The 15,465-nt window shown below is 67.3% G+C and carries 13 protein-coding genes; 8 read left to right on the top strand and 5 right to left on the bottom strand.

The window, feature by feature from the left end:
• Positions 1–9: 9 nt before the first annotated feature.
• The gene (uvrB, locus tag D6860_RS03675) at positions 10–2,208 is read right to left on the bottom strand and encodes an excinuclease ABC subunit UvrB (RefSeq protein ID WP_017467508.1); all 2,199 of its coding nucleotides are present in this window, start codon (positions 2,206–2,208) and stop codon (positions 10–12) included.
• A 411-nt stretch (positions 2,209–2,619) separates the two neighbouring features.
• Here uvrB and D6860_RS03670 point away from each other — a divergent pair, with 411 nt between their 5' ends.
• Positions 2,620–2,931 carry an ETC complex I subunit gene (locus D6860_RS03670; RefSeq protein ID WP_076623958.1) on the top strand — a complete coding sequence of 104 codons (312 nt, stop codon included), beginning with the start codon at positions 2,620–2,622 and terminating at the stop codon, positions 2,929–2,931.
• Between the two features lie 163 nt (positions 2,932–3,094).
• The gene (locus tag D6860_RS03665; RefSeq protein ID WP_093411658.1) at positions 3,095–3,736 is read left to right on the top strand and encodes an alpha/beta family hydrolase; all 642 of its coding nucleotides are present in this window, start codon (positions 3,095–3,097) and stop codon (positions 3,734–3,736) included.
• Between the two features lie 190 nt (positions 3,737–3,926).
• Here the strand turns inward: D6860_RS03665 and D6860_RS03660 are convergent, their stop codons facing one another.
• The 4 genes from D6860_RS03660 to D6860_RS03645 all read right to left on the bottom strand — a co-directional run bounded on the left by D6860_RS03660 (position 3,927) and on the right by D6860_RS03645 (position 8,455).
• Positions 3,927–5,309, bottom strand: a complete 1,383-nt coding sequence (locus D6860_RS03660; RefSeq protein ID WP_076623960.1) for an aspartate aminotransferase family protein — start codon at positions 5,307–5,309, stop codon at positions 3,927–3,929.
• 139 nt (positions 5,310–5,448) lie between these two features.
• Complete coding sequence (locus D6860_RS03655; RefSeq protein WP_076623961.1) at positions 5,449–6,732, bottom strand: ArgE/DapE family deacylase; 1,284 nt, start codon at positions 6,730–6,732, stop codon at positions 5,449–5,451.
• A complete protein-coding gene (locus D6860_RS03650) occupies positions 6,729–7,757 on the bottom strand; it encodes a histone deacetylase family protein (RefSeq protein ID WP_076623963.1) in 1,029 nt (342 codons plus the stop codon). The genes D6860_RS03655 and D6860_RS03650 overlap by 4 nt, the downstream gene beginning before the upstream one ends.
• On the bottom strand, positions 7,754–8,455 hold the full coding sequence (locus D6860_RS03645) for a GntR family transcriptional regulator (RefSeq protein ID WP_076623965.1): 702 nt from the start codon (positions 8,453–8,455) through the stop codon (positions 7,754–7,756). The genes D6860_RS03650 and D6860_RS03645 overlap by 4 nt, the downstream gene beginning before the upstream one ends.
• Before the next feature lie 129 nt (positions 8,456–8,584).
• Between D6860_RS03645 and D6860_RS03640 the strand changes: the two genes are divergently transcribed.
• The 6 genes from D6860_RS03640 (at position 8,585) to D6860_RS03615 (ending at position 15,434) form a co-directional block, all read left to right on the top strand.
• Positions 8,585–9,355: a class II aldolase/adducin family protein gene (locus D6860_RS03640; protein ID WP_017467005.1), complete on the top strand. Its 771-nt coding sequence runs from the start codon at positions 8,585–8,587 to the stop codon at positions 9,353–9,355.
• Between the two features lie 102 nt (positions 9,356–9,457).
• Positions 9,458–11,005, top strand: coding sequence for an ABC transporter substrate-binding protein (locus D6860_RS03635; RefSeq protein WP_017467004.1), 1,548 nt, complete (start codon positions 9,458–9,460; stop codon positions 11,003–11,005).
• Between the two features lie 98 nt (positions 11,006–11,103).
• A complete protein-coding gene (locus D6860_RS03630; protein WP_017467003.1) occupies positions 11,104–12,081 on the top strand; it encodes an ABC transporter permease in 978 nt (325 codons plus the stop codon).
• Between the two features lies 1 nt (position 12,082).
• The gene (locus D6860_RS03625; protein ID WP_017467002.1) at positions 12,083–12,916 is read left to right on the top strand and encodes an ABC transporter permease; all 834 of its coding nucleotides are present in this window, start codon (positions 12,083–12,085) and stop codon (positions 12,914–12,916) included.
• Entirely contained in the window at positions 12,913–14,532 is a 1,620-nt protein-coding gene (locus D6860_RS03620; protein WP_076623966.1) for an ABC transporter ATP-binding protein, read from the top strand. The genes D6860_RS03625 and D6860_RS03620 overlap by 4 nt, the downstream gene beginning before the upstream one ends.
• Positions 14,529–15,434, top strand: a complete 906-nt coding sequence (locus D6860_RS03615; protein WP_017468275.1) for a 2-hydroxyacid dehydrogenase — start codon at positions 14,529–14,531, stop codon at positions 15,432–15,434. Before D6860_RS03620 ends, D6860_RS03615 begins: the two co-directional genes overlap by 4 nt.
• Positions 15,435–15,465: the final 31 nt, after the last annotated feature.

Genomic DNA, 15,465 nt, shown 5'->3' with positions numbered 1-15,465 from the left:
CAGCGCAGCCTACTTCTTCCGTCGCTTCACGTTGCCGCCGCGCTGGCCCGGGCGGCCGGCGGTGGAGCGGCCCGAGGCCTTGACCGCCGCTTCCGACGCCTTCTCGACCGCCTGCTGGCGTGCCAGCGGGTCGTCGGCCACCGCGAGGTCCACCGCCTCGAGCCGCTTGACCTCGTCGCGCAGGCGGGCGGCTTCCTCGAACTCGAGGTTCTCAGCCGCCTTGCGCATGTCGGTCCGCAGCCCCTCGAGCACCGCCTGCATGTTCGAACCCTGGTGCTGCTCGTCGATGGTGGCGGTGACGCGGTTCATGTCCACGTCGCCCTGGTAGAGCCCGGCGAGGATGTCCTCGACGTTCTTCTTGATCGTCGAGGGCGTGATGCCGTGTGCCTCGTTGTAGGCGATCTGCTTCTCGCGGCGCCGCTCGGTCTCGGCCATGGCGCGTTCCATCGAGCCGGTGATGCGGTCCGCATACATGATGACCCGGCCCCCGGCGTTCCGCGCAGCACGCCCGATGGTCTGGATCAGCGAGGTCTCGGAGCGCAGGAAGCCCTCCTTGTCGGCGTCTAGAATGGCCACCAGCCCGCACTCGGGGATGTCGAGACCCTCGCGCAGCAGGTTGATGCCGATCAGCACGTCGAAGGCCCCGAGCCGCAGGTCGCGCAGGATCTCGATCCGCTCGATGGTGTCGATGTCGGAGTGCATGTAGCGGACCTTGATGCCCTGCTCGTGCAGGTACTCGGTCAGATCCTCGGCCATGCGCTTGGTCAGCACCGTGCAGAGCGTGCGATAGCCATCGGCCGAGACCTTGCGGATCTCGTCGAGCAGGTCGTCGACCTGCATCTCCACGGGCCGGATCTCGACCTGTGGGTCGAGCAGCCCGGTGGGCCGGATGACCTGTTCGGTGAAGACGCCGCCGGCCTCCTCGAGTTCCCAGTTGGCGGGCGTCGCCGAGACGAAGATCGACTGCGGGCGCATCGCGTCCCATTCCTCGAACTTGAGGGGGCGGTTGTCCATGCAGGAGGGCAGGCGGAAGCCGTGCTCGGCCAGCGTGAACTTGCGCCGGTAGTCGCCCCGGTACATGCCGCCGATCTGCGGCACGCTGACGTGGCTCTCGTCGGCGAAGACGATGGCGTTGTCGGGAATGAACTCGAACAGCGTGGGGGGCGGCTCGCCCGGCGCGCGGCCCGTCAGGTAGCGCGAGTAGTTCTCGATGCCGTTGCAGACGCCGGTGGCCTCGAGCATCTCGATGTCGAAGTTGGTGCGCTGTTCGAGCCGCTGTGCCTCGAGCAGCTTGCCCTCGCTCACCAGCTGGTCAAGCCGCTGGCGCAGCTCCTTCTTGATGTTGATCACCGCCTGATTCATCGTCGGCTTCGGTGTCACGTAGTGCGAGTTCGCGTAGACGCGGATGCGGTCGAAACTGCCGGTCTTCTGCCCGGTGAGCGGATCGAACTCGTCGATACTCTCGAGCTCTTCGCCGAAGAACGAAAGCCGCCACGCCCGGTCCTCGAGGTGCGCGGGCCAGATCTCGAGGCTGTCGCCGCGCACCCGGAAGCTGCCGCGCTGGAAGCCCGCGTCGTTGCGGCGATACTGCTGTGCCACGAGGTCGGCCATGACCTTGCGCATCTCGTATTCCTTGCCGGCGTGCAGATCCTGGGTCATGGCGCCGTAGGTTTCGACCGAGCCGATGCCGTAGATGCAGGACACCGAGGCCACGATGATCACGTCGTCGCGTTCGAGCAGCGCGCGGGTGGCCGAGTGGCGCATCCGGTCGATCTGCTCGTTGATCTGGCTTTCCTTCTCGATGAAGGTGTCGCTGCGCGGCACGTAGGCCTCGGGCTGGTAGTAGTCGTAGTAGGAGACGAAATACTCGACCGAGTTGTCGGGGAAGAAGTGCTTGAACTCCCCGTAGAGCTGCGCCGCCAGCGTCTTGTTCGGAGCGAGGATGATCGCCGGGCGCTGGGTTTCCTCGATCACCTTTGCCATGGTGAAGGTCTTGCCGGTGCCCGTCGCCCCCAGCAGCACCTGGTTGCGCTCGCCGCCGGTGATCCCCGAGGACAGCTCGGCGATGGCGGCGGGCTGGTCACCGGCCGCGTTGAACTCGGTGTGCATCACGAAGCGCTTGCCGCCCTCGAGCTTCTCGCGCTCGCGCACGTCGGGCGCGGGGGCGTGCAGCACGGGCTGGGACTTGTCGGAATGGGCGTATGGCATGGGGCAGATTCCTCGGGCAGGCGCCTGCAACAGTTGTTGTCACGACGCCGAGATTCAAGAGGTCACCTGACACCTGCGCTTCCCCATCAGCTCCCGGCAAAGGGCCGGGAGCGCCTGAGAAACGGGCAGTGGTGGCCCGCGGGGCGGTGCGCTGCTCCATGCGCCGGCCTCAGGGGCCAGAAGACGATTGCGAAATGGTGCATGTGGGAGTTAGCTTCACGGGGCAGGCAGCTGGCCCCGCCGCGCCGCGGATGCATCGACCACCCCTCGCTCCCCGCACCCGCGACTCGACCGGCCCTGCCTGCACCAACCGCTCCGGACGGGCGGGCAAAATCCGCTCGAATGCCGGCTGATCTCTTGCCCTGTCGCCCTAAATCCCGGATAACGCGGTTGATCTTCAGGAGGGATTCCATGCGCGCACGGATTTACCAGCCGGCCAAGACGGCGATGTCCTCGGGGCAGGCGAAAACGAAAAACTGGGTTCTCGAGTTTGCGCCCGAAGCGCCGCGCGAGATCGACCCGCTGATGGGATGGACCTCCTCCGCCGACACGCAGAGCCAGGTGCGGATGACCTTCGAGAGCAAGGAAGCGGCGCTTGAGTATGCCAAGGAACACGGCATCGACGCCATCGTGGCCTCGCCGCACAAGCGCAAGCCCAACGTCCGCGCCCGTGGCTACGCAGAGAACTTCGCCGTCGACCGTCGCGGCGCCTGGACCCACTGAGCCGCGAAACGGGCAACCTGCCCGGGACAGTCGCAACCGGACCAGAGGGCGCCCGTCGGGCGCCCTTCGTGTTTTGCGGAGGCGGCAGAAGATCCGGTCGCCGTCAGCGGAAAAGGGTTCGGCGCATCGGTCCGCCGCACCCGTCAGCGTCAGGGAGAGGCGAATGATCGACATCTTGATGAACGGCGACGCACCCGGACGGGTGACGGTGCTGCTGGCACATGGCGCCGGGGCCGCGATGGACACGCCCTTCATGTCCGCCATGGCCGAGGGGCTCGCGGCGCGCGGGCTGCGGGTGGCCCGCTTCGAGTTCGCCTACATGGCGGCACGGCGGGCAGGCGGTCCGAAGCGTCCGCCGCCGAAGGTGACGTTGCTCGAGGACGAGTTCCGCGACGCCATCGCGGCGCTGTCGCGGCAGGGACCGCTGGTCATCGGCGGCAAGTCCATGGGCGGGCGCGTCGCGAGCCATATCGCCGACGATCTCTTCGCGTCCGGGGATGTCGCGGGGCTTCTGTGCCTCGGCTACCCGTTCCATCCCACCGGAAAGCCCGAGACGCTCCGCACCGAGCACCTGCACGAACTGCGCTGCCCAACGCTGATTTGCCAGGGCACGCGCGACCCCTTCGGAACAAAGGCCGAGGTCGCGGACTACGCACTGTCGGAGGCGATCTCGCTGTGCTGGCTCGAGGATGGCGACCATGACCTGAAGCCGCGCAAGAGAGTGACCGGCCGGACGCAGGCCGATCATCTCGACGCCGCCTGCGAGGCGATTTCAGCGTGGATCGCGGCGCTGCCCGGCGTGTGAGGTAATGCGCGGCGGGGGCTAACCCCTACGCGGCTCGGGGGCCCGGCGCGGTCTCGAGGGCCGCCGCGACGCTCAGGCGTGGCGGGCCGTAGTTGCTGATCGCAGGACGCCAGCCCCGAAGCCCGGACAAATGAAAACCGGCCCGGGCGTTTTCACCCGGGCCGGTCCGATCAGGTCAGGAGAGCGTGGCTCAGACCATGCCTTCCTCGCGGGCCCAGTCGAGCGCGCGGTCGAGGGCGCGGCCGAAGCGGGCGAGGATCGCCTCGATGTCTTCCTCGGTCACGATCAGCGGCGGGCAGAAGGCCACGGTCTCGTAGACGTTGCGGACGATGAGGCCCTCTTCGGCGCAGAGCGCGGTGACCTTGGCCGCCATGGAGCCGGCAGGCTCGAATGCCTCGCGGGTTTCGCGGTTCTTCGCCAGCTCGACGCCGGCAATGAGGCCGACGCCGCGCACTTCGCCCACCAGCGGGTGATCGGCGAACTTGCGCAGACCTTCCTGGAACATCGGCTCGAGGCGCTCGGCGTTGCCCATCAGATCCTTCTCTTCGATGATCTTCAGGTTCTCGAGGCCGACGGCGCAGGCGACCGGGTGGCCCGAGCCGGTGAAGCCGTGGCCGAAGGTGCCGAGCTTGGCGGTGTTGTCCGCGATGGCATCGTAGACCTTGTCATTCACCACGATCGCCGCGAGCGGCATGTAGGACGAGGTGAGCTGCTTCGAGGTCACGAGGATGTCGGGGGTGAAGCCGAAGCGCTCGCAGCCGAAGGGCTTGCCGGTGCGTCCGAAGCCGTTGATGACCTCGTCGGCCACCAGCAGGATGTCATACTTCTTGCAGATCTCGGCAACGCCCGGCCAGTAGCCCTCGGGCGGCACCATCACGCCGCCGGCGCCCATGACGGGCTCGCCGATGAAGGCGCCGATGGTCTCGGGGCCCTCGGCGATGATCGTGTCCTCAAGTTCCTTCAGCAGGCGTGCGGTGAACTGCTCTTCGGTCTCGCCCTCTTCGGCGAACTTCCAGTAATGCGGCGTGGTCAGGTGGGTGACCGGGATCGCCGGAAGGTCGAAGTCCTTCTGGTTCGCCGGCAGACCGGTGAGCGAGCCCGACGCGATGGTGATGCCGTGGTAGGCCTTGTTGCGCGACAGGAACTTCTTCTTCTCGGGGCGGCCGAGGCCGTTGTTGAGGAACCAGACCATCTTGACGACGGTGTCGTTGGCTTCCGAGCCCGAGTTGGTGAAGAACACCTTGTTCAGCCCTTCGGGGGTCATCTCGACGAGCTTCTCGGCCAGACGGATCGACGGCTCGTGCGATTTGTGCGCGAAGGTGTGGTAGTAGGGCAGCTGCTTGAGCTGCTCGTAGGCGGCATCGGCCAGACGGGTTTCCGAGAAACCCACGGCGACCGACCACAGGCCCGCCAGCGCCTCGATGTATTCCTTGCCGTCGACGTCATAGACGCGGGCACCGTTGCCCTTGGCCATGATCATCGGGCCCTTTTCCTCGTGCGCGCGCATGTTGGTGTAGGGGTGCATCGTGTAGGCGATGTCCGCTGCATGAAGCGAATTCGGACGCTGGTTCATCTCTGTCTCCGTATCGGTAGCTGTGTCCCCTTGCGGGAAGACGTGGGTGACGTAAGGGAATGTGCCGGGCGGACTCGTGAGTCCGTCTTGGCGGTGAGTGTAGGATCAAGCCGGGGGCAAGGTCACGGGGTAAATTTGATCAAATCTCCTCTAGACCGCACCATTCGGCGATAAAGAGGGCAATCGTGCCGGTCACGCGCTTCACCGACGACAGGCTGACGCGCTCGTCGAAGCCGTGAATCGCCTCGGAGTAGGGGCCGTAGACCAGGCAAGGCGTTTCGCCGTAGATCACGAAGACCCGGCCGTCGAGGTAGCCCGGCGTCACGAAGCTTTCGAGCGGCTTGGTGTAGCTCGACATGTGCGCCCGGGCGAGCGTCTCCTCGGCGTCGGACCCTTCTTCGAGCACGTAGCCCTCGGCGAAGAAGCCGTTGAAGATCACCTCGGGCGGGTTGTTGGCAAGGAACGGGATCCGTTCCGACACCCGGCGCAGGTGGTCCTCGATCTCGCGCGCGGCGTCCGCTGCCTTGATGCCGGGATAGAGCGCGATGCGGCAGTCGAACTCGCACCACGCCGGGACCGACGAGGCCCAGTCGCCGCCGGCGATCTTTCCGACGTTGAAATTGATCGGGTGCTCGAGGTCCTCGAAATAGCGGTGGTCGCCCTTGCGCTCGTTCCACGCGGTCTCGAGCTCGCGCAGACCCTTGATGAGATCGTAGGCGGCCTCGATGGCGTTGGCGCCCGATCCGGCCTCGCGGACGTGCACCGGGGCGCCCTGCACCCGGACGCGGAACCAGATGACGCCGGTGTTGGCGCGCACGAGCATGTCGTCCTCGGGTTCGGGGATGATCGCGGCATCGGCGTTGTAGCCCCGCAGAAGCGCCGCGAGCGCGCCGTTGCCGGTGCATTCCTCCTCGACCACCGACTGCTGGTAGACGGTGGCGGCGGGCCGGTAGCCAAGCCGGGCCAGCGCGTCGATCGCGAAGATGTTGGCGGCGATGCCGGCCTTCATGTCGGCGATGCCGCGACCGTAGAGCCAGTCGCCGTCGCGCCGAGGCTCGAAGGGTGGCGTGGTCCACATGTCGAGCGGGCCCGTGGGCACCACGTCGACATGACCGTTCAGCACGAGGCTGCGGCCCTTTTCCTCGCGCGGGCGCAGGGTGCCGACAACGTTGATGGCGTTGGAATAGTCGACCTCGACCGGTGAGAAGCCCGGGTGGTGGGCGATCTCGTCGACCTCGATGGCCCAGCGGTCCATGGCGTAGCCGCGCGCCTTCAGCGCATCGTGCAGGAAATCCTGCGCGGTGTGTTCCTGCCCACGGGTGCTGGGGTAGCGGCCGAGGATCTCGGTAAAGGCGACCTGGTCCTCGAAGCCGGCCTCGACCGCGTCGAGGATCTGCTGCGTCAGCTCGGGCGAGAGGCTCATGCCGTGCCCTCCCGGAAGCCTTCCATGAAGGAGACGAGCGAGGTGGTCAGGTCCTCGGAAAGGTAGCCGCCTTCCTGCACCAGCACCGTCGGATAGCCCGCCTCGGCGATCATCCGGCCGGCGCGGCGGAAGCCGTCCCAGCTGACCTGCATCCCCATGAGCGGGTCCTTCTCGTGCGCGTCGAGCCCGAGGCTCAGCAGCAGCGCCCCCGGCTCGAAGGCGGCGATCCGTTCGAGCCCCTGCGCCACGGCGGCGAGCCAGGCATCGTCGGTGGTGGTGCGGGGCAGGGGGATGTTGAGGTTGTGACCTTCGCCCGCGCCCTCGCCGGTCTCATGCGCGTAGCCCACGAAGAACGGGTAGTAGCTGCTCGGGTCGGCGTGGATCGAAACGGTCAGCACGTCGTCGCGGTCGTAGAAGATCGCCTGCGTGCCGTTGCCGTGGTGCACGTCGATGTCGAGCGTCGCCACCCGGTCGTGCTGCCGGCGCAGCCGCGCGGCGGCGATGGCGGAGTTGTTCATCATGCAGTGGCCCGCGGCCATGTCGGCCGAGGTATGGTGCCCGGCGGGCCGGCAGAGCGCATAGGCGGCGCGGTCGCCGGCCAGCACCGCGTCGGCGGCGGCAATGGCGCAATCGGCGGCACGGCGCGCGGCGATCCATGTCTTCGGACCGATCGGCGCCGAGGTGTCGCCCATGTGCCAGCCCGCGCGGCCCACGACGCTGTCGGGGTAGGTGGCGAAGCTGCGCTGCGGGAAGACGTTCGGCACCACCTCGGGGCCGCAGTTGGGCAGTTTCTGCCATTCGTCCCACGCGGTTTCGAGGAAATCGAGGAAGGCGGGGGTGTGCACTGCCTCGAGCGCCTCGCGCGGCGCTTCGGCCGGCTCCTCGGTGGCAAGGCCCAGCTCGTCGAGCCCGGCCTTCAGCAGCTTGGCGCGCTCGGCCTGCTCAGCGTTGCGGAGGATCTTGCCGTGGGTCAGGCGGAAGACCGGATCATGCAGGTCGGTCTCGGGGGCGTAGTAGCATTTCATTCGGAGGGTCCATCTTCCAGGTCGCGGAACTGCTGCGTGACCAGCACGCGCGCGACGTCGATATGAAAGCGCAGGGCTTCGACCGCCTCGGCCTCGTCGCCGCCGCGCAGCGCCTCGAGGATCGGGACATGCGTTTCCGCGAGCCGGTGCGCATCGTCGTAGAGCCGCCCGATCAGCATGATCGACAGCTCGGTTTCGGTGGCGATCTGTTCGAAGACCGTCAGGAAGCGCGGGTTCTCGGAGCCGTGGCAGAGCAGCCGGTGGAACTCCATGTCGGCCTCGACCTGCGTGAGCATGTCCGAGCCGTCGGCGGCCACGCGCCGCATCTCGGCGATCTGGCGTTCGAGCGCGGCGTCGGTCCCGTCGAGCCCCTGCCGCATCAGCCGCCGCAGCGCCGCGGTCTCGATCACCAGCCGGAACTCGTAGAGGTCGTCGAGCTCGCGCGCGGTGAAGCGCCGCACGAAGAAGCCGCGGTTCGGCTGGTAGGTGACAAGGCCGGAATTCTCGAGCAGCCGGGCCGCTTCGCGCACTGGGGCGCGGCTGACGCCGAGCTGCCGGGCGACCACGGATTCGGACAGGCGTTCGCCGGGCGAAAGCTGGCCGGAAACGATGGCCTTGCTCAGCCGGCGCACCACGCGCTGAACCAGCCCCTCGCGGTCGAGCGGTTCGAATCCGTCAGTGTCCTGGGTGTGTCTCATCAGGGGTGTCTGTTCGTCCAATCTTTGGTCACGCTAATTGTCGTTTTGACGATTGTCGACAATTTCCTTGACCAAAGATGCAGGATTGTCCTTTCTTTGGGCACAACGACGAGGAAAGAGGGATTCCCGATGCCCGACGGTGCCACACCCGACACGATCGCCAACCTGCGGCGCGACCTGGCAGCGGCCTACCGGCTGATTGCGCTCAACGGGATGGATGACAGCATCTACACCCACATCTCGGCGCGGATGCCCGACGGGCCCGGCGGCGAGAAGCGTTTCCTGCTGAACCCCTTCGGACTGCGCTTTGACGAGGTGACCGCAGAGAACCTCGTCACGGTCGACGAGACCGGGGCGGTGGTCGACGATCCCTATGGCGCCGGCGTCAACGCGGCGGGCTTCACCATCCATTCGGCCGTGCACATGGCCCGGCACGACGCCGTCTGCGTGCTGCACACGCACACCGTGGCGGGCGTCGCCGTGTCCTCGATCAAGGAGGGGCTGCTGCCGCTCAACCAGTGGTCGGCACAGTTCCACGGCCGCATCGCGTTCCACGACTACGAGGGCATCGCGCTGAACCTCGAGGAGCGCGAGCGCATCGTGGCGGACCTTGGCGACAAGCGTGTCATGCTGCTGCGCAACCACGGCACGCTGCTGCTTGGCCGCTCGGTGGCCGAGGCGGTGAAGCTGGCACTGAACCTCGAGCGCTCCTGCAAGGCGCAGGTCGCCGCGCTGGGCATGGGGCTCACGCCGGTGGTGCTTTCGGACGAGGTCGCCGAACATACCGCGCGGCAGTACGACAAGGCCTACGATTCGCAGGAAGTCGCCGGCAAGCCGGACCCGGAATGGGACGCTTTCCTGCGCCGTCTCGACGTCGTGGCCCCCGACTACAGGGGCTGACCGCCGTCCTGCTCCGCAAAGGGGCAACCGAACCCAAGCCCGCATCAAGACGGGCCAAACGCAACCGGATCCGTTCCGGACCAACGTAAAACAGGGAAAACCATGAAACATCTCAAAGCGACCACGTTCCTGATCGCCGCCGCGCTCGCGGCGCCGCTCGCAGCCCAGGAAGCCGGCGGGCGTCTCGACATCGTCGTGCAGCCCGAGCCGCCGGGGCTGATGCTCGGCATGGTGCAGAACGGCCCGACCCAGCTTGTCGCGGGCGACATCTACGAGGGCCTGCTGCGCTACAACACCGACCTCGAGCCGATGCCCGGACTTGCCGAGAGCTGGGAAATCTCGGACGACGGGCTGACCTATACCTTCAAGCTGCACGAGGGCGTGAAATGGCACGACGGCGAGGATTTCACCGCCGATGACGTGGTGTTCTCGGCCGGCACCTTCCTGCCCGAGACCCACGCCCGCCTGCGTGCCTCGCTCGCCTACGTCGAGAGCGTCACCGCGCTCGACGACCTGACCGTCGAGTTCAAGCTCAAGGAACCCTTCGGCCCGTTCATCTCGGTGTTCGAGGCGGCGACCATGCCGATGATCCCGCAGCACATCTACGAGGGCACCGACTACGCCACCAACGAGATGAACGCGACGCCGATCGGCACCGGTCCGTTCAAGTTCGAGGAATGGGTCAAGGGCAGCTACATCCACCTCGTCAAGAACGAGGACTACTACGTCGATGGTCTGCCCTATCTCGACGAGGTCTATTACCGGGTGATTCCGGATGCCGCGTCGCGCGCGGTGGCCTTCGAGACCGGCGAAGTCGACGTGCTGCCCGGCGGCTCGGTCGAGAACTGGGACATCCCGCGCCTGACCGAGATGGAGGGCGTTTGCTCGACCAGCGAGGGCTGGGAATTCTTCGCCCCGCACGCCTGGATGTGGCTGAACAACCGCGAAGGTCCGACCTCTGACGTGCGCTTCCGCCAGGCGATCATGTACGCCATGGACCGCGAGTTCATGAAGGATGTCGTCTGGAACGGCTTCGGCACCGTCGCCACGGGCCCGGTGTCGTCCAAGACCAACTTCTACTCGGACGACGTGACGATGTACGATCACGACCCCGAGAAGGCCAAGGCGCTTCTCGAGGAAATGGGCTATGACGGCGAGCCCGTCACCATCCTGCCGCTGCCCTACGGCGAGACCTGGCAGCGCTGGGCCGAGGCCGTGCGCCAGAACCTCAGCGAGGTCGGCATCGAGGTCGAGATCGACAGCGCCGACGTGGCCGGCTGGAACGAGAAGACGTCGCAGTGGGACTACGACATCGCCTTCACCTACCTCTACCAGTATGGCGACCCGGCGCTGGGCGTGTCGCGGAACTACACCGCCGACCGGATCAAGAAGGGCAGCCCCTGGAACAACGTCGAGGGCTACGACAATCCCGAACTCGACGAGAAGTGGTTCAAGGCGGCGACGCTGGTCGACACCGACGAGCGGCAGGCGCTCTACGACGAGATCCAGAAGGAAATCGTCGACGACGTGCCGGTGGCGTGGATGCTCGAGCTCGACTTCCCGACCATCTACCGCTGCAACGTGCATGACCTCGTGACGACCGGCATCGGCGTCAACGATGGCCCGCGCAACGCCTGGATCGAGAAGTGATCCGCTGATCGGGCCGGTTCCCGCGTGGGCCGGCCCGATGCAAGGTGCCGCCGGTCCCCGTGGGCGGCGCCTTGCGAACCCTGATCCGACGAGGACCCATGACCATATTCACGACAATCCTGTCGCGGCTGGTGAAGGCCGTGATGACGCTGCTTGCCATCGCGGTCCTGAACTTCTGCCTGCTGCACGCGGCGCCGGGTGATCCGGCGGTGGTGCTGGCGGGAGAGGCCGGTGCCGCCGACGAGCAGATGATCGAACAGCTGCGCGAGCGCTTCGGGCTCGACCAGCCGCTCTACGTGCAGCTTGCCAAGTATGTCGGCGGCATCGTGCAGCTGGACCTCGGCTATTCCTTCCGCCAGGGCGCCCCGGTGATCGACCTGATCGCCGAACGGCTGCCTGCGACGCTCATCCTCACGCTCACCGCCTTCGGCATCTCGCTGGTCTGCGGCATCGCGCTGGGGGTCGCGGCCGCGGCGCGGGTCGGCAAGCCGTCGGATTCCGCCCTCACGACGCTGGCGCTGCTGTTCTACGCGACGCCGCTCTACTGGGCCGCGCTGATGGCGGTGCTGGTGTTCTCGGTCTGGCTCGGCTGGCTGCCCGGCTTCGGCTACGAGACCGTGGGCGCCAACTACACCGGCTTCGAGCGGGTGCTCGACATCCTCGCGCACCTCATCCTGCCGGCGCTGACGCTCGGGCTGTTCTTCATGGCGGTCTACATGCGGATGACCCGGGCCTCGATGCTCGAGGTCTCGACCGCCGATTTCGTCAAGACCGCCAAGGCCAAGGGCCTGTCGGGGCCGGTCATCCGCCGGCGCCACATCCTGCGGAACGCCATCCTGCCGGTGGTCACGCTCGCGGGTCTGCAGGCGGGCCAGCTCGTCGGCGGCGCGGTGCTGACCGAGACCGTCTTCGCCTGGCCCGGCATCGGCCGGCTCATGTTCGAAAGCCTCGCCGCGCGCGACTACAACACCATTCTCGGCGTGTTCCTCGTCTCGGCGGCCATGGTCATCCTCTTCAATATCGTGACCGACATCGTCTACCGGATCGTCGATCCCCGTATCGGAGCGCGTGCCTGACATGTGGAAACGTTTCAGATCCAACCTTGGCGCCATGGTGGGCGTGGTGCTGCTGCTCGCGGTGATCCTGATCGCCATCTTCGCGCCGCTGCTGTTCAGCCACGATCCGTGGCAGATGGTGCAGCGCCCCTTCCTCGCGCCGTTCTCGACCGATGGGCTGCCGCTCGGCACCGACACGCTCGGCCGTGACGTGGCCGCCCAGCTTGCCTACGGCGCGCGGGTGTCGCTGCTGGTGGGGCTGGTCTCGACGCTGGTCGCGCTGCTGATCGGCGTGCCGCTCGGGGCGCTGGCGGGCTTCTACGGCGGCTATGTCGACGAGGGCGCGATGCGCTTCACCGAATTCTTCCAGACCATCCCCAATTTCGCGCTGGCCATCGTGCTGGTGGCGATCTTCGAGCCGACGCTGGCCTCGATCACGCTGGCCATCGCCATCGTCTCGTGGCCGCCGGTGGCGCGTCTCGTGCGGGCCGAGGTCATGTCGGTGCGCAAGCGCGAGTTCGTCGATGCCGCCACGCTGGCCGGGCTGTCGAAGCCGCACATCCTCGTGCGGCAGGTGCTGCCCAACACCGTGTCGCCGATCATCGTCATGGCCTCGCTGATGGTGGCGACGGCGATCCTGCTGGAAAGCTCGCTGAGCTTTCTCGGTCTCGGCGACCCGAACACCATGAGCTGGGGCTACATGATCGGCGCGGCGCGCACCGTGATCCGCTCGGCCTGGTGGCTGAGCTTCTTCCCGGGCATCGCCATCGTCATCACCGTGCTGGCGCTCAACCTCATCGGCGAGGGCCTGAACGACGCGCTGAACCCGCACCTGTCGCGAAAGGGGAAGGCATGAGCACGACACTTTCCATCGAGCACCTGACCATCGGCCTGCCCGAAGGCGCCGACCGGCCCTTTGCGGTCGAGGACGTCAGCATGGCCATCGAGAAGGGCGAGATCCTCTGCGTCGTGGGCGAAAGCGGCTCCGGCAAGTCGATGACCGCCAACGCGCTGATGGGGCTTCTGCCCCCCGGCGTGACGGTCAAGGCGGGCCGCGCCATGTTCGAGGCACGCGACGTCCTGCGGCTGCCCGAGACCGAGAAGATGGCCCTGCGCGGCGCCGAGATCGCGATGATCTTCCAGGAACCCATGACCGCGCTCAACCCGCTGATGCGGATCGGCGACCAGATCGCCGAGGTCTTTGCCGCGCATGACCGCTTCACCCAGGCGGAACGCCGGGAGAAGGCACTCGACCTCATCCGCGAGGTGCAGCTTCCCGATCCCGAGAAGATCATCCGCGCCTATCCGTTCCAGCTGTCGGGCGGGCAGCGGCAGCGGGCGATGATCGCCATGGCGCTGGCGCTCGAGCCGAAGCTTCTGATCGCCGACGAGCCGACGACGGCGCTCGACGTGACGACGCAGGCGCAGATCCTCAAGCTGATCCTCGACCTGCGTGAAAAGCGCGGCATGGCGGTGATGTTCATCACCCACGACTTCGGCGTCGTGGCCGAGATCGCCGACCAGGTGATCGTCATGCGCGAGGGGCGCGTCGTCGAGCGCGGCAGCGCCGAGGCGGTGCTGAAGGCGCCGCAGCACGATTACACCAAGCGGCTGCTCGACGCGATCCCGACCGGCACGCTGCCCGAGCGGCGGGTGCTGTCGGAGACGCCGGCGCTCGAGATCAAGGGCCTGCGCAAGATCTACCGCACCGGCGGCGGCTTCTTCCGCGAAGCGCGCGAGGTGCGGGCCGTGGACGACGTCTCGCTCACCGTGGCGCGGGGCGAGGTCCTCGGGCTCGTGGGCGAAAGCGGCTCGGGCAAGTCGACGCTCGGTCGCACGGCGGTTCGCCTCGTCACGCCCGACGGCGGCCAGGTGCTGGTCGGCGGCACCGATCTTGCCGCGCTTTCGGACGAGGAGCTGCGCAAGCAGCGCCACAAGGTCCAGATGATCTTCCAGGACCCCTATGCCTCGCTCAACCCCCGCCAGCGTATCATTGGCGCGATCACCGACGGCCCGATCACCCGCGGCGTGCCGCGCAAGGAGGCCGAGGCCCGGGCTCGCGAGCTGCTCGAGATCGTCGGCCTCGGGGCCGACGCCGCGACCCGCTTCCCGCACGAGTTCTCGGGCGGTCAGCGCCAGCGCATCGGCATCGCCCGCGCGCTCGCCATGGACCCGGAGCTGATCATCGCCGACGAGGCGGTCTCGGCGCTCGACGTGTCGATCCAGGCGCAGGTGCTCGACCTGCTGCGCGAGCTGCGGCAGAAGATGGAGCTGTCGATCCTGTTCATCACCCACGACCTGCGCGTCGCGGCCCAGCTCTGCGACCGCATCGCGGTGATGCAGAAGGGAAAGCTCGTCGAGATCGGGACGGTGCACGACATCTTCCTCGATCCGCAGCAGGAGTATACGCGCAAGCTGCTGGCCGCCGTGCCGGGGGCCGATTGGGACAGCCAGAGGGCCGCCACCGCATGACCCGCATTCTCGGCGTCGTCCATGACACCCGGCTGCAGCTTGCAGACCGATACATCCCCCTGTTCGAGGACCTCGCGCCGGAGCTGGAACTGCGCGCGCCCGAAGACATCGACCGGCCCGAAGACGTGCGCTTCATGGTCACCTTCCTGCCGGCGGATGATGCCTTTTCGCCCTATCCCGAGATGCGCGCGGTCTTCTCCATCGGGGCGGGCATCGACGCGATCCAGGCCTGTCCCTCGCGCCCGGCGGATCTGCCGATCCACCGGGTCGAGGATCCCGACCAGGCGCAGCAGATGGCCGGGTTCTGCGCCTTCCACGTGCTCTGGCACCATCGCGAGATGGCGGCCTGGATGGAGGCGCGCGGGCGGCAGGCGTGGGAGCGCAAGCTCTACGGCCTCTCGCCGCTGGACAAGCGCATCGGCGTCATGGGCTTCGGCCTCATGGGGCGGGCTATCGCGCGGGGGCTTGCCGGCCTCGGCTACCCGGTGGCGAGCTATTCGCGCCGTGCTCCCGAGCCCGAGCCGGGGGTCACCCACTACACCGAGGAGGGACTCGACGCCTTCCTCGGCCAGAGCGACATCCTCATCAACGTGCTGCCGCTCACGCCGCAGACGCAGGGCATGATCGGCGCCGAGACGCTGGCGAAACTGCCCCAAGGCGCCGCGCTCATCCACATCGGGCGCGGTGGCCAGGTCGACGAGGACGCGCTTGTCGCGGCGATCGACAGCGGGCACCTGTCCGGTGCCTCGGTCGACGTCTTCGAGACCGAGCCGTTGCCCGAGGGGCATCCGCTCTGGACCCATCCAAAGGTCTTCGTCACCCCGCATATCGCCTCGATCCCGGTGCCGGCCAACGTGGTGCGCGGCATCCGCGACCGGGTGCTCGCCACCTATTCCGACTGATCCACCCTTCCGTTCTTCCGAAAGTCCTGTC

Source organism: Salipiger sp. D13 (assembly GCF_003703915.1).
GTDB lineage: Bacteria > Pseudomonadota > Alphaproteobacteria > Rhodobacterales > Rhodobacteraceae > Salipiger > Salipiger profundus.
This window is presented reverse-complemented; position numbering and strand designations above follow the sequence as displayed.